At 74.0% G+C, this 18,679-nt stretch carries 18 protein-coding genes and 1 pseudogene; 12 read left to right on the top strand and 7 right to left on the bottom strand.

Annotation, left to right across the window (positions count from 1 at the left end):
- The first annotated feature begins 10 nt into the window (after window positions 1-10).
- The 3 genes from ACZ58X_RS13015 (at window position 11) to ACZ58X_RS13005 (ending at window position 1,742) form a co-directional block, all read left to right on the top strand.
- Window positions 11-394, top strand: a complete 384-nt coding sequence (locus ACZ58X_RS13015) for a F0F1 ATP synthase subunit epsilon (protein WP_470333729.1) — start codon at window positions 11-13, stop codon at window positions 392-394.
- Between the two features lie 149 nt (window positions 395-543).
- Window positions 544-1,044 (top strand): DUF2550 domain-containing protein, encoded by a 501-nt coding sequence (locus ACZ58X_RS13010; protein ID WP_030057523.1) that lies wholly within the window; start codon window positions 544-546, stop codon window positions 1,042-1,044.
- 125 nt (window positions 1,045-1,169) lie between these two features.
- Complete coding sequence (locus ACZ58X_RS13005; RefSeq protein WP_470333728.1) at window positions 1,170-1,742, top strand: cob(I)yrinic acid a,c-diamide adenosyltransferase; 573 nt, start codon at window positions 1,170-1,172, stop codon at window positions 1,740-1,742.
- 31 nt (window positions 1,743-1,773) lie between these two features.
- Here ACZ58X_RS13005 and ACZ58X_RS13000 read toward each other — a convergent pair whose 3' ends face one another.
- Window positions 1,774-2,379 carry a hypothetical protein gene (locus ACZ58X_RS13000; RefSeq protein ID WP_470333727.1) on the bottom strand — a complete coding sequence of 202 codons (606 nt, stop codon included), beginning with the start codon at window positions 2,377-2,379 and terminating at the stop codon, window positions 1,774-1,776.
- A 157-nt stretch (window positions 2,380-2,536) separates the two neighbouring features.
- Between ACZ58X_RS13000 and ACZ58X_RS12995 the strand changes: the two genes are divergently transcribed.
- The 5 genes from ACZ58X_RS12995 (at window position 2,537) to ACZ58X_RS12975 (ending at window position 8,764) form a co-directional block, all read left to right on the top strand.
- Window positions 2,537-3,739: a sensor histidine kinase gene (locus tag ACZ58X_RS12995; protein WP_470333726.1), complete on the top strand. Its 1,203-nt coding sequence runs from the start codon at window positions 2,537-2,539 to the stop codon at window positions 3,737-3,739.
- Window positions 3,736-4,386, top strand: coding sequence for a response regulator (locus tag ACZ58X_RS12990; protein WP_470333725.1), 651 nt, complete (start codon window positions 3,736-3,738; stop codon window positions 4,384-4,386). Before ACZ58X_RS12995 ends, ACZ58X_RS12990 begins: the two co-directional genes overlap by 4 nt.
- Window positions 4,387-4,564: 178 nt before the next feature.
- Window positions 4,565-5,434: a 3-hydroxyacyl-CoA dehydrogenase family protein gene (locus ACZ58X_RS12985; protein WP_470333724.1), complete on the top strand. Its 870-nt coding sequence runs from the start codon at window positions 4,565-4,567 to the stop codon at window positions 5,432-5,434.
- Between the two features lie 390 nt (window positions 5,435-5,824).
- Entirely contained in the window at window positions 5,825-6,142 is a 318-nt protein-coding gene (locus ACZ58X_RS12980; RefSeq protein ID WP_470333723.1) for an STAS domain-containing protein, read from the top strand.
- 285 nt (window positions 6,143-6,427) lie between these two features.
- Window positions 6,428-8,764: an ATP-binding protein gene (locus ACZ58X_RS12975; RefSeq protein ID WP_470333722.1), complete on the top strand. Its 2,337-nt coding sequence runs from the start codon at window positions 6,428-6,430 to the stop codon at window positions 8,762-8,764.
- A 4-nt stretch (window positions 8,765-8,768) separates the two neighbouring features.
- Here ACZ58X_RS12975 and nucS read toward each other — a convergent pair whose 3' ends face one another.
- On the bottom strand, window positions 8,769-9,428 hold the full coding sequence (gene nucS / locus ACZ58X_RS12970) for an endonuclease NucS (protein WP_465717726.1): 660 nt from the start codon (window positions 9,426-9,428) through the stop codon (window positions 8,769-8,771).
- Between the two features lie 481 nt (window positions 9,429-9,909).
- Between nucS and ACZ58X_RS12965 the strand changes: the two genes are divergently transcribed.
- Window positions 9,910-10,302 (top strand): SCO5389 family protein, encoded by a 393-nt coding sequence (locus tag ACZ58X_RS12965; protein WP_350504362.1) that lies wholly within the window; start codon window positions 9,910-9,912, stop codon window positions 10,300-10,302.
- Between the two features lie 67 nt (window positions 10,303-10,369).
- Here ACZ58X_RS12965 and ACZ58X_RS12960 read toward each other — a convergent pair whose 3' ends face one another.
- Window positions 10,370-11,677 carry an LLM class flavin-dependent oxidoreductase gene (locus tag ACZ58X_RS12960; protein ID WP_470333721.1) on the bottom strand — a complete coding sequence of 436 codons (1,308 nt, stop codon included), beginning with the start codon at window positions 11,675-11,677 and terminating at the stop codon, window positions 10,370-10,372.
- A 230-nt stretch (window positions 11,678-11,907) separates the two neighbouring features.
- Between ACZ58X_RS12960 and ACZ58X_RS12955 the strand changes: the two genes are divergently transcribed.
- Entirely contained in the window at window positions 11,908-12,231 is a 324-nt protein-coding gene (locus ACZ58X_RS12955; protein WP_470333720.1) for an ATP/GTP-binding protein, read from the top strand.
- A 37-nt stretch (window positions 12,232-12,268) separates the two neighbouring features.
- Here the strand turns inward: ACZ58X_RS12955 and ACZ58X_RS12950 are convergent, their stop codons facing one another.
- The gene (locus ACZ58X_RS12950; RefSeq protein WP_470333719.1) at window positions 12,269-13,036 is read right to left on the bottom strand and encodes an ABC transporter permease; all 768 of its coding nucleotides are present in this window, start codon (window positions 13,034-13,036) and stop codon (window positions 12,269-12,271) included.
- Between the two features lies 1 nt (window position 13,037).
- Window positions 13,038-14,042 carry an ABC transporter ATP-binding protein gene (locus ACZ58X_RS12945; protein WP_470333718.1) on the bottom strand — a complete coding sequence of 335 codons (1,005 nt, stop codon included), beginning with the start codon at window positions 14,040-14,042 and terminating at the stop codon, window positions 13,038-13,040.
- 92 nt (window positions 14,043-14,134) lie between these two features.
- On the opposite strand from ACZ58X_RS12945, the gene ACZ58X_RS12940 reads away from it, so the two are divergent.
- Together ACZ58X_RS12940 and ACZ58X_RS12935 are read left to right on the top strand one after the other, a co-directional pair.
- On the top strand, window positions 14,135-14,932 hold the full coding sequence (locus tag ACZ58X_RS12940) for an alpha/beta fold hydrolase (protein ID WP_470333717.1): 798 nt from the start codon (window positions 14,135-14,137) through the stop codon (window positions 14,930-14,932).
- A complete protein-coding gene (locus ACZ58X_RS12935; protein ID WP_470333716.1) occupies window positions 14,929-15,240 on the top strand; it encodes a hypothetical protein in 312 nt (103 codons plus the stop codon). The genes ACZ58X_RS12940 and ACZ58X_RS12935 overlap by 4 nt, the downstream gene beginning before the upstream one ends.
- An 88-nt stretch (window positions 15,241-15,328) precedes the next feature.
- Here ACZ58X_RS12935 and ACZ58X_RS12930 read toward each other — a convergent pair whose 3' ends face one another.
- On the bottom strand, window positions 15,329-16,258 hold the full coding sequence (locus tag ACZ58X_RS12930) for a coiled-coil domain-containing protein (RefSeq protein ID WP_188306039.1): 930 nt from the start codon (window positions 16,256-16,258) through the stop codon (window positions 15,329-15,331).
- Between the two features lie 117 nt (window positions 16,259-16,375).
- A pseudogene (locus tag ACZ58X_RS12925) lies at window positions 16,376-18,679 on the bottom strand (hypothetical protein); the annotation flags it as partial.

The following is an 18,679-nucleotide window of genomic DNA, read 5'->3' as shown; positions in this document are numbered from 1 at the left end:
GGAGCCCACGTTGGCTGAGCTGCACGTCGAGCTGGTCGCAGCCGACCGCAAGGTGTGGTCCGGTGCGGCCACCATCGTCGTCGCCCGTACGGCCTCCGGTGACACCGGCATCATGCCGGGCCACACCCCGGTGCTGAGCGTGCTGGAGACCGGTCCGGTCACCATCCGCACGGTGGACGGCGGCACCGTCGTCGCCGCGGTGCACGGCGGCTTCATCTCCTTCGCCGACAACAAGCTGTCTCTGCTCGCGGAGATCGCCGAGCTGGCGGACGAGATCGATGTCGCGCGTGCCGAGCGCGCGCTGGAGGAGGCCAAGTCCGACCTGGACGCGCACGCCGAGCGTCGCGCCGAGGTCCGGCTGTTCGCGGCGCGCGGCCTCAAGGCCCACGCCTGAGTGTGCCGGACCCCGACTTGGCGGGGTCGACCGACGGTCCCGGGGACGCGCGAGCGTGACCCCGGGACTGTCGTCGTAGTTGGTAGGTCAGCGCGGTCGTCCGGGACGGCCGCAAACGGGGAACGCGGGTAGCGAGGAGGTAGGTGAGCATGGTCCTCGCGCTTGTGGTGTGTGCGGCGGTCGTGGCGCTGGGAGTGATCGGCCTGATGGCCTTCGCCGTACGCCGCCGCCTGATCCAGCGGGTCGGCGGCACGTTCGACTGCAGTTACCGGCTCAAAATGCCCGCCGACGCCTCGACGCAGCCCGACCTCGACGAGAATGGCAAACCCACCTCAGCCCCGGTCCCCCCGACCGACGGCAAGGGGTGGGTTTTTGGTATCGGGCGGTACAGCGGCGACTCGATCGAGTGGTTCCGGGTCTTCTCGTACGCCCCGCGCCCGCGCAAGGTCCTGCCCCGCCGGGAGATCGAGGTCCTCGGCCGGCGCTACCCGGAGGGCCAGGAGGAGCTGGCCCTGCTCTCCGGCTCGGTGGTGCTGCGCTGCCTGCACAACGGGGCGCCGCTGGAGCTGGCGATGAGCGAGGACGCGCTCACCGGCTTCCTGGCCTGGCTGGAGGCGGCTCCCCCCGGGCAGAGGGTCAACGTCGCGTAGCGGCGAGACCCTCGGGGTGGGGGTACCCCCGGCCGAAGGCTGGGGGAGGTCAACGTCGCGTAGCGACGAGACCCTCGGGGTGGGGGAGGTTAACGTCGCCTAACCTCCCCGGCTAGGCTGGCCGCATGGTCAATCTGACGCGCATCTACACCCGTACCGGGGACGACGGCAGCACCGCGCTCGGTGACATGAGCCGGACCACCAAGACCGACCCGCGGCTGATGGCGTACGCCGACGCCAACGAGGCGAACGCGGCGATCGGGGTGGCCCTCGCGGTCGGCGCGCTGCCGGACGACGTCGCGGCCGTGCTCGTGCGGGTCCAGAACGACCTGTTCGACGTCGGCGCCGACCTCTCCACGCCCGTGGTCGAGGACCCGAAGTACCCGCCGCTGCGGGTGCTGCAGTCCTACGTGGACCGGCTGGAGGGGGACTGCGACCACTACCTGGAGCAGGTGGAGAAGCTGCGCAGCTTCATCCTCCCCGGCGGCACGCCCGGCGCGGCCCACCTGCACCTGGCCTGCACGGTGGTGCGGCGGGCCGAGCGCTCGACCTGGGCGGCGATCGACGCGTACGGGGACTCCGTCAACCCGCTGACCGCGAAGTACCTCAACCGGCTGTCCGACCTGCTGTTCATCCTGGCCCGGGTGGCCAACAAGGAGCGCGGCGACGTGCTCTGGGTGCCGGGGGAGAACCGCTAGGGCCCGTGTCCTAGGGCCGTCGTCGACGGCCCTAGGAGGCGTCCTGGGAGACCTTCTCCGGGTCGGGCCGCTCGACCGCCCGGCCGTCCACCACGGTCACGCCCGCCGGCGGCTCCTTCGGCCAGAGCGAGAAGCAGCCGGCCACGACGACGTTGACCACGGCCGCGATGCCCAGCTTCCAGTACCACTGGGCGAAGGTGCCGAAGTGGGCGGAGCCGGCCGAGAGCGGGACGAGCAGGCTGATCAGGGCCAGGGTGATCGCGGCGGAGACGACCGTCCGCTTGGCGATCTGCCACTCGTACGCCGTCCGCTCCGGTCCGTACTTGGGGGAGGGCAGTGGCTTGGGGCCGCCGGCGAAGCGGTGCAGGAAGTGCCGGTCGGCCCAGGCGACCAGCGAGGGGCCGTAGCCGACCGAGAAGCCGGCGTAGCTCGCGGCCAGGGCGTGCATCCAGCTCGCCTCCGCGCCGCCGCGCAGGTTCAGCACGGTGAGGGCGTACAGGGCGAGGTCCACCACCGGCAGGCCGATCAGCAGCACGGTGCTGGTGCGGCGCAGGCGCAGCAGGTAGCGGGCGGAGAGGGCGAGGCCGAGCACGATCCACCAGGAGATCTCGGCCGCGACGATGAGGGTGACGATCACTTTCTGCTCCCGGTCGTTTCGACGGTGTCTCCAGCCTGGTGCGCGGGCGCGGTGCTGTCGTCGTCGGCCGGTGCCGTCCGGGCCTGCACCTTTCGATGTAGGGGGCTCCTCCGCGCACCGGAGCCGGGCGGGCGGCCGGGGATGGTGAGATGGGGGTGTGCTCGTACCGTCCCTCCCCCCGCGGCAACTGGACCGGCTGATCGCCCTGTGCGGGGTGCTCGGCGGTGCGGTGCTGATCGCCTTCAAGGTCTACGACCGGGCCGACCGCCTGCCGCTGTGGGCGGTGGCAGCGCCGCTGCTGGTGATGGCGGGGCTGGAGCTGGTCCGGCGGAGCCGGCCGGTGCTCACGGTGTCGCTGGGCGGGCTGGCCTTCGCGGGGAGCATCCTCGCCGGCAGTCTGCTGGCGACGACGATCATGTACACCGACCTGCTGTACGCGGCGGTGGTCTACGGCACCCACCGGATGTCGCGGGTGCTGCACCTGACCGGTGGTTCCACGGTGCTGGTGCTCTCCGCCCTGGCGTGGTGGGCGTCCGGCACGGCGGTCGGGCTGCTGGTCGTGGTGGCCAGCGCCCTGGTGTTCCTGGCACCGGTGTGGACCGGGGACCTGGTGCGCAAGCACCGCGAGCAGGCGGAGAACGAGCGGCTGCGGGCCGAACAGACCGCGCTGCTCTCGGAGATGGACCGGCGCGAGGCGGTCGTCGCGGAACGGGCCCGGATGGCGCGGGAGTTGCACGACGTGGTGGCCAACCACCTGTCGGCGATCGCGATCCACGCCACCGGCGCCCAGTCGGCCGCGCGGCGGCGGCGGTTGCCCGAGGGCGATCCGCTGGTCGAGGTGCTGGCGGTGATCCGGGAGAACAGCGTCCAGGGATTGGCCGAAATGCGTCGCATGATCGGACTGCTCCGGGACAGCGGCGGGGGCGAGGCCGACGAGTCGTACGCGGCCCCCGACCTCGCCGCGGTGGACGCCCTGCTGGAGAAGGCCCGGGCCGCCGGGCAGGACGTCGGACTGGACTTCGAGCTGACCGAGAGCGGTGAGCGCGGCGACCTCCCGGTGCCGGTCGGGCTGGCCGCCTACCGGATCGTGCAGGAGTCGCTGACCAACGCGCTCAAGCACGCCGCGCCCGGACCGGTCGCGCTGCGGCTGGAGTTCGGCCCGGACGCGCTGCGGATCGCGGTCGACAGCCCGTACCGCGGCGGGCCGGGCCGCGAACTGCCCGGCGCCCGGGCCGGACTGGTGGGGATGTCGGAGCGGGCCGCGCTGCTCGGCGGCAGCTTCGAGGCCGGGCCGCGGGACGGGTACTGGAGGGTGCGCGCGGAGTTGCCGCGCGGCCGGGAGAGCGAGGGACGGGCATGACGATCCGGGTGCTGGTGGCCGAGGACCAGGCGGCGGTGCGGGCGGCGCTGGTGATGATCCTGCGGGCCGAGCCCGGCTTCGAGGTGGTCGGGCAGGCCGTCGACGGGCAGGAGGCCGTCCGGCTGGCCCTGGAGCTGCGGCCCGACGTGGTGCTGATGGACGTGCAGATGCCCCGGCTGGACGGCGTGTCGGCGACCCGCCAGGTGGTGGACGCCGGGGCGGCCCAGGTGCTGGTGCTGACCACCTTCGACCTGGACGAGTACGTCTACGGCGCGCTGCGGGCCGGCGCGGCCGGCTTCCTGCTCAAGGACCTGGAGGCGGACACCCTGGTCGAGGGCATCCGTACGGTGGCGCGTGGGGACGGCATGCTGGCACCCTCGGTGACCAGGCGGCTGATCGGCACCTTCGCCCGCCCCGGGCGCCCGGTCGGACCGGAGGCCCGGACGGCGGTGGCGGGTCTGACCGGGCGGGAGCGGGAGGTGCTGGCCTGCCTCGGGTCGGGGATGTCTAACGGGGAGATCGCGCTCCGGCTGGAGATGGCGGAGGCGACCACCAAGACCCACGTCAGCCGGATCCTGGCGAAGCTGGGGCTGCGCAGCCGGGTGCAGGCGGCGATCCTCGCCCAGGACCTCGGTCTGACCATCTGACGGTCATCCTGGTCGGGTGACCAGGTCGGTTGCAGATCACACTCCCGATTGCTATTGCACGGACGATTTGGGCATTAGAGTCCCCGCCAGAGCAAAGCGGCTCCCGGTGGGTGATCCCTGCCCTGAGCCGCCTTCAGGGCCCGCCCGCGAGGCGGCGACGGCATCGGGAGACCCAGCCATGAGCAATGCGTCCAGCAAGCAGATCGCCGTGATCGGTGCCGGCCTGATGGGCGCCGGCATCGCCCAGGTGTCCGCGCAGGCCGGTCACCCGGTGGTGCTGCGGGACGTGACCGAGGAGGCGCTGCAGCGGGGCCTGGCCGGCATCCGTGCCTCGTACGAGAAGTTCGTCTCCAAGGGCAAGCTGAGCGCCGAGGACGCCGAGGCCGCGCTGGGCCGGATCACCACCACCACCGACCTGGGCGCCGTCGCCGAGGCCGACATCGTGGTCGAGGCCGTGTTCGAGAACCTGGAGGTCAAGGAGGGCGTGTTCCGCGAGCTGGACAAGCTCGCCAAGGACGGCGCCGTCCTCGCCTCCAACACCTCCGCCATCCCGATCACCCGGATCGCCGCCGTCACCCGGCGGCCGGAGTCGGTCGTCGGCGTCCACTTCTTCTCGCCCGTCCCGATGATGAAGCTGGTCGAGCTGGTCCGCGGCTACAAGACCAGCGATGAGACGCTGGCCGCCGCCCGCGCCTACGCCGAGGGCGTCGGCAAGGACGTCGTGGTGGTCAACCGCGACGTGGCGGGCTTCATCACCACCCGCCTGATCACCGCGCTGGTCGTCGAGGCCGCCAAGCTCTACGAGTCGGGCGTGGCCACCGCCGAGGACATCGACACCGCCTGCCGCCTCGGCTTCGGCCACGCGATGGGCCCGCTGCAGACCGCCGACCTGACCGGCGTCGACATCCTGCTGCACGCCGCCCACAACATCTACACCGAGACCAAGGACGAGAAGTTCGCCGCCCCGGAGATCATGGCCCGCATGGTCACCGCCGGCGACCTCGGCCGCAAGAGCGGCCGCGGCTTCTACCCGTACGAGGCCAAGTGAGCCCGCGGGACTGAGCGAACGCCCTGGTGGGCCGTGCGATCGGGGCATCGTACGGCCCGCCGTACCGGGGCGGGTGAGTTTCCTCACGCCGGGTGCCGCAGACGGGTGATTTGGGCGGTAATCGAGCGTAGGTGTGGAGAGTTCCTGCGTATATTCCCTCGGACGAGTGAAGTTGCTTCAGATCAGGGCGGAAACCAGCAACCTGCGGCGCTGCTCCACCGTCAGATGAGGGAACCCGGCACTTTGACCGGGGCCGGGCGCGAGCCGAGCCGTCACAGGCGTTCCGCCCGGGCCGTCCCACTCCGATCCAGCGGCCGCCCCGCCTCCCGGTCCGTCCCGGCCGAGGTCGGACCCGCCCCGCACCAGGCCACCCAGGCGAAGGAGGAGAGCATGCGCATCACCGGCGACCACACGGCGCTGGCCATCGAAGGCCGCCTCGACGTGCGCACCGCCGCCGACGCCCGGGCCCGGCTGCACCAGGCCGTGGACGGCGGCCTCGGCGACCTCGTGCTCGACCTCGGCCGGCTGGAGTTCTGGGACGCCACCGGCCTCGGCGTGATCATGGGCACCCACCGGCGGGCCGGCCGGATCGGCCGCCGGCTCGTGCTGCGGGCCGTCCCCGCTCAGCTCCAGCGGCTGCTGGTGGCCACCAAGTTGCACCGCATCCTCGCCGTCGAGGGCGGGATCCCCGAGGTCCAGGTCTCCTGACGCCCGTTCCGGGGGCGTACGGAGCAGCTCGCGGGGCGGTCCGCACGGCCGTTCGCGCGCCCCTCGGGACGCCCGCCGCGACCGGGCCGGGCCCGACCGGCCCCGTCGGCCTTCACCTTCCCCGCACCCGGACCGCACTGCACGGCCGGGCCCGGATGTGCAAGAGTCTGCCCGTCAGATGACGGCCGCCCGGGGCCGGCTGCCCACAGCCCGCCCGCGGCCGCGACCGAGACGTGTGCCGGCCGGCGCGGGGCGCCGGCGGCCGAACACGATGCGGAGCAGAACGTGGCACAGCCATCCGGGGAGTTCCGGCAGGAGGCCGCCCGCACCCGCGGCGGCGAACTGGTCTCCGGCGGCCTGCTGGTCGGCGTCGGCGCCCCGGACGGCTCCGAGGCCCGGCCCTGTCCGGAGGAGTGGCGGCCCCGCCCGCGCCGGATCGAACGCAGCGAGCCCGCCCGCGGCCCGGTCGGCGGCGTCGGCCGGGCGGTCGGCCCGCTCGCCCTCGGCGCCGGCCCCACCGACCTGCCGCTGCTCGACCGCGAGGCCGACATCGCCGAACTCCTCGGCCTGCTCGCCGAGGGCCGCTCGATACGCCTGGTCGGCCAGGCCGGCTCGGGCCGCAGCACCCTGCTGTCGGCCGTCGCCGAGGCCGCCGCCGACCTCGCCCCCGGCGGCGTCGTCCAGCTCTGCGGCCACCACCGCACCGCCGCCGACCTGCTCCAGGACCTCTTCGCGGCCACCCACCACGCCCCCGGCTACCGCCCCGACCCGGGCCGGCTGGCCGCCCACCTCGCCGGGGTCGGCGCGGTCGTCGTGATCGACGGGGCCGAGCCCGTCGGCGACGAGCTGGAGCAGCTGCTCGCCGCCGCCCCCGGCTGCGCCTTCCTGATCTCGGTCGCCCCCGGCGGCCCGCCGCTGCCCGCCGACTCCCGGCTGCGCGACCACCTCGTCCCCGGCCTCTCCCGGCCCGCCTGCCTGGCCCTCACCGCCCGGCTCGCCGGGCGGCCGCTGGACGTGGCCGAGAAGGCCTGGGCGGTCGACCTCTGGTTCGAGTCCGAGGGGCTGCCGCTGCGCTTCGTCCAGGCCGCCGCGCTGCTGCGGCAGCGGGACGTCTCGGTGGACGCCCTGGTCGCCGCCGAGGAGGACCGGCTGGACGTCTTCGGCGCGGTCGACGAGCCCGCCCACGACCCCGACCCGGCGATCCGGGAGAACGCGCTGCGGCGCACCGTGCCGCTGCCCTCGGTCGCCGAGACCGCCTCGCCCGCCGTCCGGCTCGCCGAAGGGCTCGGCGAGTCCGCGCAGGCCGTGCTCCGGCTGGCCGTCGCGCTCGGCGGCGAGTGCCCCACCGCGCCGCACCTGCCCGCGCTGATCGACGTCGGCCAGGGCGAGAGCGCGCTGGCCGAACTCGCCGACGCCGGGCTCGCGGTGTCCATCGGCGGGCACCACCGGCTGACCGCCGGGGCGCTCGAACTGCTCGCCCCGCACTGGCCGGCCCGCGGCTGCGTGGACGGCGCCGCCCAGCACTTCGCCTGGTGGGTCGGGCACAGCTCGGTGTCGCTGGCGCAGATCGCCGCCGAGGCCGAGGTGCTGGTCGGCGTGCTGCTCGCGGACCGGACGGCCGGGCGGCACGAGGCGGTCGTCCGGCTGGCCCGGGCGGCGGCGCCCGCCCTGGCCCTGGCGCTGCGCTGGGGAGCCTGGGAGCGGGTCCTCCAGCTCGGCCTGGAGGCGGCCCGGCGGACCGGCTCGACGGTCGACCAGGCCTGGTTCCACCACGAGGCGGGCGTGCTCGCGATCTGCCTCCAGCAGCCCTCCCGGGCGATCGCCGAACTGGAGACCGCCCTCACCCTGCGGGCCACCGCGGGGGAGCCGCGCGGGGTCGCCGCCGCGGGCCGGATGCTCGACCTGCTGCGCGCCGACGGCCGTCAGCTGCCGGCCGCCGCGACCGCGGCGGCCGCGTCGGGCCGCGGGCCGGTGATCCGGAAGATCGCCGCCCGGGTGCCGGCCGGCCTCAAGGCCCGGGCCCGGACCGGGCGGCGGCGCAAGGCGGTGGTGGCCTCCGCGGCCCTGCTCACCTTCGGGGTGCTCGGCACGGCGGTGGCGATGAGCCTCACCGGGCCCGAGGACCACAAGGGCAAGGACCCGCGCGCTCAGCTGGACCAGGTCGGCGACACCGGCAACGCGCCGATGCCGGTGCCGTCCGCCGACGGCTCCCCGGGCACGGCCGGGGCGGGCGGCACCGAGCCGGGCGGCCCGGCGGGGACGGGCGCCGGTGCGGAGCCCTCGGCGAGCGGCAGTGCCTCGCACGCGCCGAGCGCCACGCCGTCGAAGCGGCCGAGCGCCTCGCCGGGGGCCACCGGGTCGGCGGCCCCGCAGCAGTCGCAGCAGCCCGCCCCGGGGCAGCCGCAGCCGTCGGAGCAGCCGCCGGGGCAGAAGCCCGGCGGGTCGGGCGGGGGCGGCAACGGCGGGGGAGGCGGCGGTCAGACCGGTGGCGGCACCGGTGGTGGGACCGGCAACTCGCCGTCGTCGAGCCCGTCCGCGCCGACGGCCAAGCCGAGCCCGACGCCGACCGCGTCCGCCAGTCAGACCGGCCAGCCCAGCCCGACGTCGAGCACGCCGAGCTGACCGGTCAGAACAGCTTGAGCTTGTCGTCGTCGATGCCGCGCAGCTCGTCGTAGTCCAGCACCACGCAGCCGATGCCCCGGTCGGTGGCCAGGACGCGGGCCTGGGGCTTGATCTCCTGCGCGGCGAAGACGCCCTTGACCGGGGCCAACAGCGGGTCCCGGTTGAGGAGTTCGAGGTAGCGGGTGAGCTGTTCGACGCCGTCGATCTCGCCGCGGCGCTTGATCTCGACGGCGACGGTGGCGCCGTCGGCGTCACGGCAGAGGATGTCGACCGGGCCGATCGCGGTCGGGTACTCACGGCGGATCAGCGACCAGCCGGTGCCGAGCACCTCCATCCGGTCCGCGAGCAGCTCCTGGAGGTGTGCCTCGACGCCGTCCTTGATCAGACCCGGGTCCACCCCGAGTTCGTGGGAGGAGTCGTGCAGCACCTCCTCCAGCGTGATGATGAGCTTCTCGCCGGCCTTGTTCTCCACCGTCCAGACCCCGTCGGCCTCCTTGAGGACGCACGGCGGGGACATCCAGTTGAGCGGCTTGTAGGCGCGGTCGTCGGCGTGGATGCTGACGCTGCCGTCGGCCTTGACCAGGATCAGCCTGGTGGCGGAGGGCAGATGGGCGGAGAGCCGACCGGCATAGTCGACTGAGCAGCGGGCAATTACGAGACGCACGGTCGACCACGCTAGCCCACCGGGGCCAGTTGATGCGATTCCGCGACGACCGGGTGAAGAAAGCGCGAACCCCGCGAACATGGAGGTTCGGCGGACCCGCCGCCGCTCGCCGCGCTCTGGCGTACGCCCCCCGGGGTCGCTACGGTGTGTGACGCCACGGATGCGGGGTCGCTGTCAACGGGGACGGAGACTTCAGATGAACGATCCGACGGGATCAGGCCAATCTGGTGCACCACTGCGTATTTCCGGAGCAATCCGTAGGAACGACCGGCCTGCTCCGCCGTTGGCTGCCACGCTGTTCTGACGCGGTCGGTGTTCAGGACGTCACGTCCCGTGGCGCCGCCGCCTTCGCAACAGGTGCCGGAAACCCCCGTCCGACGGTGTTCCGGACACCGCCTGCGATTTCGCCCACCCTCACTGTGAGCTTGGACTACGCACGACCACCCGGGCGCCGCGCGGGTGGACCGCGAGAGGAGAATCCATGTCGCTCGACGTCTCACCGGCCCTGCTGGAAAAGGCCGAGCGGGGCGAGGTCGACGAGCGGGAATTCGTCGACTGCGTCCGCGTCTCGCTGCCGTACGCCTGGGACCTGATCAGCTCGCTGGTCGCCCAGGCGAAGGTCGACGGTACCGACTTCGCCGACAACCAGGTGCCGCCGCCCAGTGAGCAGGCCCGCGGCCAGCTTCTGCGCGCCCTGGCCAGCGATGCCATCCGGGGCGCCCTGCAGCGCCACTTCGGCGTCCGGCTGGCCTTCCAGAACTGTCACCGGGTGGCGGTGTTCGTGCCGTCGGAGGCCAACGAGGCGCGGTACGACCGCTTCACCTCCGTCCGGGAGCAGCTGCTCAACCAGTCCGAGGAGCTGCGGGACTGCTGATCCGGCCGGAGCCGGCCGCCCCCGTCCCCCGGTGCGGGGGGAGGGGTCGGCGGTCCGGGCCCGGTGGTCAGCCCAGCTGCGGCAGCACCTCGGAGCCGAGCCGGGCGATGTTGTTCAGGGTCGCCTCGCGGTCGCCGCTGCCCTCCGCGAGCAGGGCGAAGCGGCGGATCCCGGTGCGCTCGGCGGTGGCCAGCAGCCGGTCGGCGCACTGCTTCGGGGTACCCACCGCGTGCAGGTCGCAGAGCAGTTCGGTGTACTGGTGCGGGTCGCGCATCTTGCGTTCGCGGCCGTCCACGGTGCGGTGGGCGCCGAGCCCGTGCTCGAACCAGGCGGGCATCGCGTTCAGCAGGGTGGCCCGGGCCGCCGAGGTGCGGTCGTCCACCTGGGCCACGCCCGCCGCGACGTGCTGGCGGGTCACCCGGCGCAGCTGCTCCTCGCCGCGCCCGGCGGCCAGCCAGGCGGCCCGGTAGAGCTCCAGCATCCGCACCTTGTCGTCGTCGCCGGAGTGCATGCCGAGCAGCATCGGCAGGCCGCGCTCGGCGGCCAGCCGCACCCCGCCCGGGGAGGTGCAGGCGACCACCACCGGCGGGCCGGCCACCGGCCGTCCGGTGCGGTCGCGTTCCTCGGCGAGGCCGTCGGCGTCCTGGCGTTGGCGGGGGAAGCGCACCGGGCCGGACGGCTCGTCCAGGCCGAGCCAGCTGCCCAGGCCCGGTCGGCGCACCGACTCGGTGGCCCGCGGCACCACCGCGACCTCGGGGAAGGAGAACTGCGGTCCGTCCGCGCCGACCCGGGAGCCGCGCAGCCAGCGCAGCAGCAGGTCCAGCCGCTCGGGGAAGCCGTTCTCGAAGGCGGCCACGCCGCTGCCGAACACGTCCAGGTCGATCCACGGCCCGCCGCGGCCCACCCCGAGCGTGAAGCGCCCGCCGGAGGTGAGGTGCAGCAGCGCGGCCTGCTCGCCGAGTGCCACCGGGTGGCTGGTGGAGAGCACGCTGACGGCGGTGCCGATGCCGATCCGGCGGGTGCGGCCGAGCAGCAGCGCGGCGAGGGTCGCGGCGTTGGGGCAGACCCCGTACGGGACGAAGTGGTGCTCGGCCAGCCAGACGCTGTCCAGGCCCGCGCGTTCCGCCTCGACGGTGGCCCGGACGGTGCGCTCCAGCACCTCGCCGTGGCTCTGCCCGGGGAACTGCGCCGACAACAGGAACGCGCCGACCCGTACCGGGGCGGTGTCCGGCGGCAGCGCGCCGGTGCGCTGGGCGGCGGTCAGCGGTTCGCCGGCGACGGCCAGCGGCGGTGCGCAGGTGAGCGCCGGACCCGGGGCGGGTGGGCGCACGCCGACGGGTCGGCGGGTCTCGGCGCGCGGGCTGGTCTTGGTCATCCTGGGAGCCTCCTCGGGTGCACGCAGGGTCTGCGGGCCCCGCCTGTCCACTCGTGGGTATCCGATGTCATGTGCCAATGGCACGCGGAACCCCGAATTTCCCCGATGATCGGGTGGATCTCGGCAAAAACCCCGGACGGGTCGGCCGAAGCCGTGATAGGGGCGAATGAAAGGGTTTGACACCCTTAGGCTGGAGCGACTTCGAGCCCCCGGAAGAGAGGCAGACCGCCGTGCCCCGCCGCAACCGGATCAAGAGCGCCGCCGACCGCGAGAACGCCGAACCGGCCGCCGCCCCGCTCGGCGGATCGCTGCGCCGCACCGAGAACTACCAGGGCGACGACTGGGTGGTGCAGACGGTCGCCGGGACGTCGGGGCGGTTCTACCGCTGCCCGGGCTGCGACCAGGAGATCCCGCCCGGGGTGGGCCACGTGGTCGCCTGGCCGATGCACGGCGGCGGGGTGGACGACCGACGGCACTGGCACCGGGCGTGCTGGGGCGCGCGGGAGCGCCGGGCCTCCAACGTGCTGCGGGGCCGCGGCGCTCCGCGCCACTGAGTCCGCGGCGCTCCGAGCCACTGAGTCCGCGGCGCCGTCACGCGTCCCGGTTCTTGAGCACCAGCGCGCCGCCGATCAGCGCGGCCGCGGTCCAGGCCAGGCAGATCGTGAAGCCCGCCCACGGCCCGTACGGCTGGCCGTTCTGCTCGTACACCAGCAGCATCCGCGAGCCGGCGTAGTCGGGGAAGTAGTGGGCCAGGGTCTTGACCTTCGGCACCGCCGAGAGGATCGGCGAGAGCAGGAAGAAGAACGGCACCAGCACGCCCAGGGCGAGGGTCTGGTTGTGCAGCATGGCGGTGACGCCGGCCGAGAACAGGCAGAGCATCGTCAGGTAGAGCGCGGCGCCGAGCACCGCGCGCAGCACGTTCGGCTCGCCCAGGGTGGTGGAGTGCGAGCCGAGCAGCGCCTGGCCGACGAAGAAGGTGACGAAGGCGGTCACCAGCGAGACCGCCAGGGCCAGCCCGCCGAGCACCGTCGCCTTCCCGACCAGCAGGGTGCCGCGCTGGGGGACGGCGGCCAGGGTGACCCGGATCATGCCGCTGCTGTACTCGTTGCCGATCGCCAGCACCCCGAAGACGATGATGGCCAGCTCGCCGAGCATGATGCCGGAGAAGGCGGTGCCGGTGGCGTCGAACGGGGTCTCGTCGTGGCGTCTGAACTCGGTGAAGTTGTTGTTGGTGAGCAGGGACAGCAGCGCGCCGATGCCGACGGTGACCACGAAGGCCAGCGCGAGGGTCCAGACGGTGGAGCGGACGCTGCGGATCTTCGTCCACTCGGAGCGCAGGATCGCCGGGAAGGACGTCATCTCAGTTCTCCTCCTGCTGCGCCGCCGCGGTCGGCCGGGTGCCGTCCGCCGTCCAGCCCGCGCCCCACTCCCCGGGGGCGCCGGCGGCGTCCCGGCCGGGGCCGTCGCCCGCGTGGTACTCCACCGAGTCCGCCGTCATCTGCAGGAACGCCTCCTCCAACGAGGCCTGCTGGGGGCTGAGTTCGTGCAGCACCACGCCGTGCGCGGCGAGCAGTTCGCCGAGCCGGGCGATGTCGCCGTCGACCACCTCGTAGGAGCCGTCGGGGCCCGGTTCGTGCCGCAGCCCGGCTCCGGCCAGCACGTCGAGCAGGCGCTCGGGCTGCGGGGTGCGCAGCCGGACGGCGGAGCGGGAGTTGCGCCGGATGAACTCCGGCATCGCCAGGTCGGCGAGCAGCCGGCCCTTGCCGATGACCACCAGGTGGTCGGCGGTGACGGCCATCTCGCTCATCAGGTGGGAGGAGACGAAGACGGTCCGGCCCTCGCCGGCCAGGCGCTTCATCAGGTTGCGGATCCAGAGGATGCCCTCCGGGTCGAGGCCGTTGACCGGCTCGTCGAACATGACGATCTCCGGGTCGCCGAGCAGGGCGGAGGCGATGCCCAGGCGCTGGCCCATGCCGAGCGAGAAGCCGCGGGCGCGCTTGCGGGCGACCGGGGTGAGGCCGACCAGGGCGAGCACCTCGTCCACCCGTCCGACCGGGATCCGGTTGCTCTGGGCGAGCCAGAGCAGGTGGTCGCGGGCGGTGCGGCCGGGGTGGACCGCCTTGGCCTCCAGCAGGGCGCCGATGTACTTGAGCGGCTCGCTGAGCTGCCCGTAGCGCTTGCCGTCGATGGTGACCCGGCCGCCGGTGGGGCGGTCCAGGTCGAGGATCATGCGCATGGTGGTGGACTTGCCCGCGCCGTTGGGCCCGAGGAAGCCGGTGACCACTCCCTGGGGGACCGAGAAGCTGAGCCGGTCCACCGCGAGCGTCTTGCCGTAACGTTTCGTCAGGTCGTGCAACTCGATCATTGGCGCTCCCTTGCTCTCTGGCAGGCTAGGACAAAGCGGATATCGCGGCCCGCTGAGTGGGCCCGTCGGGCGTGCCGCAATACGGTGGCTGCATGAGTCAGCTCCCCTCCGCAGTGTCCGTCCGCGAGAGCGGTACCGGAACACCCCTCGTGCTGCTGCACGCCTTCCCGTTGAACGCCTCGATGTGGTCCGCCCAGCTGGACGCGCTGCCCGGACTGACCGGGGACGAGGTCCGGGTGCTCGCCCCCGACCAGCGGGGTTTCGGCGGGACCGAGCTGGGCGCCGACGAACCCTCGCTGGACCTCGTCGCCGACGACCTGGCGCTGCTGCTGGACGCGGCCGGGATCGACCGCGCGGTGGTCGGCGGGCTCTCCATGGGCGGCTACGTGGCGCTCGCCTTCGCCCGCCGCCACCCGGACCGGTTGGCCGGCCTGCTGCTGGCCAACACCCGCGCCACCGCGGACCGGGACTCCGTCCGGGCCGACCGGGAGCGGATCGCCGCCGCCGTGACCGCGCGGGGCAGCGTCCAGCTGCTGCTGGACGAGCGGGTCGCGGCCGGGCAGCTCGGGCCCGACTCCCAGCACCTGGTGGAGCGGGTGCGGGCGATGGTGGCCGCCGCGCCGCCCGCCTCCGTCGCGTGGGCCCAGCGGGCCATGGCGGCCCGTCCGGACTCCCTGGAGGTGCTCGCCGGGCTCCGGGTGCCGGTGACGTTCCTCGCGGGCGCCCTGGACGCCCTGGTGGCGCCCGAGGAGGCCGAACTGATGCACCGGGTCCGCCCGGACGCCGAACTGACCGTCGTCCCCGGCGTGGGCCACCTGAGCGCCCTGGAGTCCCCGGGCGCGTTCGACGCCGCCGTCCGCCGGCTGCTCGCCCGGGTGGCCGCCGGATGACCCCGGACGCGGCGGGCTGGGACTACTCCGCGCTGGAGGTCACCGGTCGGATGCCGGTGACCAACCGCGGCGAGGGGCTGGTGGAGCTGACCCTGGAGCCGCTGGGCGAGGACTACTGGATGCGCCCCGGCGAGACCTTCATCGTCACCTCGTACGGCGACTACGGCTCCGGGCACCCCTTCGAGGTGCAGTACTGGCCCGACTCGGTGTCGGTCTGGTGCACCTCCTGGTACGGCACCGTGTCGGACGACGAGGGGAACCAGCTCAGCAGCGGGCACCAGCGGCCCGACGGGGCCTACCCCCGGTAAATGCCCCCGAGGTGATGACGGGCCGACGCACGACAGGCCCTCACCCGGGCGGGTGAGGGCCTGTCGTACGACCGCGTCGGCGGCTGCGTCAGCGCGACTGCTGGGCAGGCACGCCCATGGTGTCGTCGTTCGGCAGCGAGGCGGCGGCCACGGCCGCGCCGGTCAGCGTCGCCAGCATCTCGCGGACGTTGGTCAGCTGGGCGTTGATGCTGTCCCGACGGTTGGTCAGCGCCGCCAGCTCGCGCTCGGACTCGCTGCGGATGCGGTCCGCCTTGGCGTTGGCGTCCGCCACGATGTCCTCGGACTGGCGCTGGGCCGTCTCGACGGTCTGGCGGGCCCGGCGCTCGGCGTCGGTGCGCAGCTTCTCGGCCTCCAGGCGCAGCTGCTCGGCCCGGTGCTCGATCTCGGCCAGGCGCTTCTCGGCCTTGGCCTGACGGGCGGCCAGGTCGCGCTCGGACTGCTCGCGGCGCTTGGCCAGGTTCGTCTCGAACTCCAGCGCGGCCTGGGCGGCCTTGGTGCGGGTCTCCTCGAAGAGGGCGTCCGCCTCCTCGCGCTTGTTCTGGGCGTCCTTGTTGGCCTCGGCGCGCAGCTGGGCGGAGTCGCTCTTCGCCTTGTCGACGATCCGCAGCCCCTCGTCCTCCGCCTTGGCCTTGCGGTCCTTGGCGTAGTTCTCGGCCTCGGTGCGGACCTGCTGGGCGGCGGCCTCGGCCAGCTCGCGGTGCTGCTCGGAGGCGCGGTGCGCCTCGTCGCGCAGGTCCTTGGCCTCCTCCTCGGCGAGCCGCAGGATCTTCTCGACCCGGGCGCCGAGGCCGGCGTAGGAGGGCTCCTGCTCGGCGACCGCCGCCTGGGCGGTCTGGGTTTCGAGGTGGAGCTCCTCGATGCGCTTCTCCAGTGCGCTGATCCGGGTCAAGGCACTGTCACGGTCGGCCACCAGCTTGGTGATCCGCTCGTCGACCTGGGCGCGCTCGTACCCACGGCGTACCAGGTCGAAGCCGTGAGGGGAGTGACTGTCGCTCATGGGACTCTGGGCTTCCTGTCGTCAAACCGCTGAGGTGGTTGAGGGAATCCTGACACGGTACCGGAGTGTCGACGGCGAAATGCCGTTGTCTCACGGACAATGACCGCCAATGTCCGCTCAATCGGGTGGTGCGTTCTTGGAACGATTGCCACCCGACCGGGGGGAGCCAACTCCGGCACCGGCCTTGGCGCCCCCGTCCTTCTTGGTGTTGCTTCCCCCGTTGACCTGGGCGACCGGTGTCGGTGCCTCAAACGCCTCCAGCGCCGAGAGCACGTCCTGGACCCTGGAGATCTCGGTGTTGATGTCCTTGCGGCGGCGCACCAGTTCGTCCAGCTCGCGCCGCCCCTCGTCGGTGACCCGCTCGGCCTCGGCCTTCGCCTCGGCGATCAGTCGCTCGGCCTCCGCCTTCGCCAGCTCGATCTGCTCGTCCGCGGTGCGGTCGGCGTCGCGCAGCCGCTTCTCCGCCTCGGTGGCCGCGCCGTCGAGGCGCTCCTCGGCCTCCGCCTCGGCCGCGCGCAGCTTCGCCTCGGACTTCTCGATCAGCGACTCGGCCCGGTCGGTGGAGGTGGCGAGCTTGGTCTCCGCCTCCTTGAGCAGGCCCTCGGCCTTGCGGACGGCGGACAGCCGGACCTTGCTGGCCTCCGCGGAGGCCTCCGAGGTGAGCTCGGAGGCCCGCTCCTCGGCGGCCGCGACCAGGGCGGCGGCGCGGTCCTCGGCCTCGGCGACGGTGGCCACCGCCTGCTCCTCCGCCTCGGTCAGCTGCTCCTGGGCGGCCGTCACCAGCGCGTCCACCCGCTCGCCGGCCGACTTCATGGCCGCCGCGTTCTCCTTGCGGGCCCGCTCGTGCAGCGCCTCCACCTCGGCGTCGGTGCGCTCGCGCAGCTCCTCGGCGCGCTCGCGGATCGCGGTGGCGTCCCGGCGGGCCTCGGCGAGCAGCGTGTCGGCGTCGGCGCGGCCCTTCTCGACCTCGGCCTGACCGGCCGCCTCGCCGGCCGCGACCAGCCGGTCGGCCTCCTTGCGGGCGGCCGCGACCATCGCGTCCGCCTGCTCCTCGGCGGCGGCGGTGGTGGCCAGCGCGGTGGTCTGGGCGTCCTCGCCGAGCGACTCGGCGTCGGCGAAGGCCTTCTCCAGCACGGACGTGGCGCGCTCCCGGGTGGCCTTGTCGAACTGCTCGGCGGCCTCCCGGGTCTCCGCGTCGTAGGCGTCGGCGCGGGAGTGGGTGGCGGCGTCGTACTCGTCGGCCAGGGTGCGGGTGGCGAGCGCGTACTCCTCGGCCTCGGCGCGCAGCCCGGCGGCCAGCTCCTCGGCGTCGGCGATCGTCCGCCGGCCCTGGGCGTCGGCCTCGGCGACCGTACGGGCGGCCTGCGCCTCGGCGTCCGCGCGCAGCTGCTCGGCGGCCTCCTGGGCGGCCCGCAGTTCGGCGTCGGCCTCGGCGCGCAGCTGCTCGTCGTAGGCCTGGGCCTCGGCCCGCTGCCGGCCGAGCTCGGCCTCGACGGCCTCGCGCTCGGCGGTGAGCTCCAGCTCGGTCTGCTCGCGCAGGGCGGTGGTCTCGGCCTCGGTCCGGGCCCGCAGCTCGGCCGTTTCACGGTCGGCGAGCTCGCGCACCTCGGCGGCGTACCGGTCGGCGGCCTCGCGCTGCTCGGTGGTCTCCCGCTCGGCGAGCTCGCGCTGCTCGGCGGTCTCCCGCTCGGCCAGGTCGCGCACCTCGGCGGCGTCCTGCTCGGCCCGCTCGCGGGTGTCCGCGGCGTCCTGCTCGGCGGTGGCCCGCAGCGCGGCGATCTGCTCGGCGGCGGCCTCGTGCAGGCCGGCCACCGACTGGCGGACCTCGGCGGCCTCGTCCTCGGCGGCGGAGACCAGCTCGGCCCCCTCGGCCCGGGCGGCGGCCACCACGTCCTGGCCGTCGGCGCGCGCCTGCTCCAGCTCGGCGGCGGCCTCGGCGCGGATGGCGTCGGCGGTGGCGCGGGCCTCGGACAGCTCCCGGCCGGCCTCGGCCCGGACCGTCTCGGCCTGCTCGTCGGCCAGCGCCAGTTCGGCGGCGGCCTTCTCGCGGGTGGCCTTGGCGTCCTGGGCGGCCTCGGCCAGGCGCTGCTCGGCGGCGGCGCCGGCCTGGGCCAGCAGCTCGTCGGCCTCGGCGCGGTGGTCGGCGGCGTACTGCTCGACCTCGGTGCGCAGTTCGGTGGCGTGCTGTTCGGCTTCGGTGCGGACGCGGTCGGCGTAGGCCTCGGCCGTTTCGCGCTGCTGGGTGGTCTCCTGCTGGGCGAGGGTGCGCAGCTCGGCGGCGGCCCGTTCAGCCTCGGCGCGCTGCTCGGCCGCGTACAGCTCCGCCTCGGCGCGGTGGTCGGCGGCGTACTGCTCGACCTCGGTGCGCAGTTCGGTGGCGTGCTGTTCGGCTTCGGTGCGGACGCGGTCGGCGTAGGCCTT

The organism is Kitasatospora sp. NPDC040550, from assembly GCF_055594965.1.
Note: the sequence above shows the minus strand (reverse complement) of the source record. Positions and strands in the feature narration are given on the sequence as shown.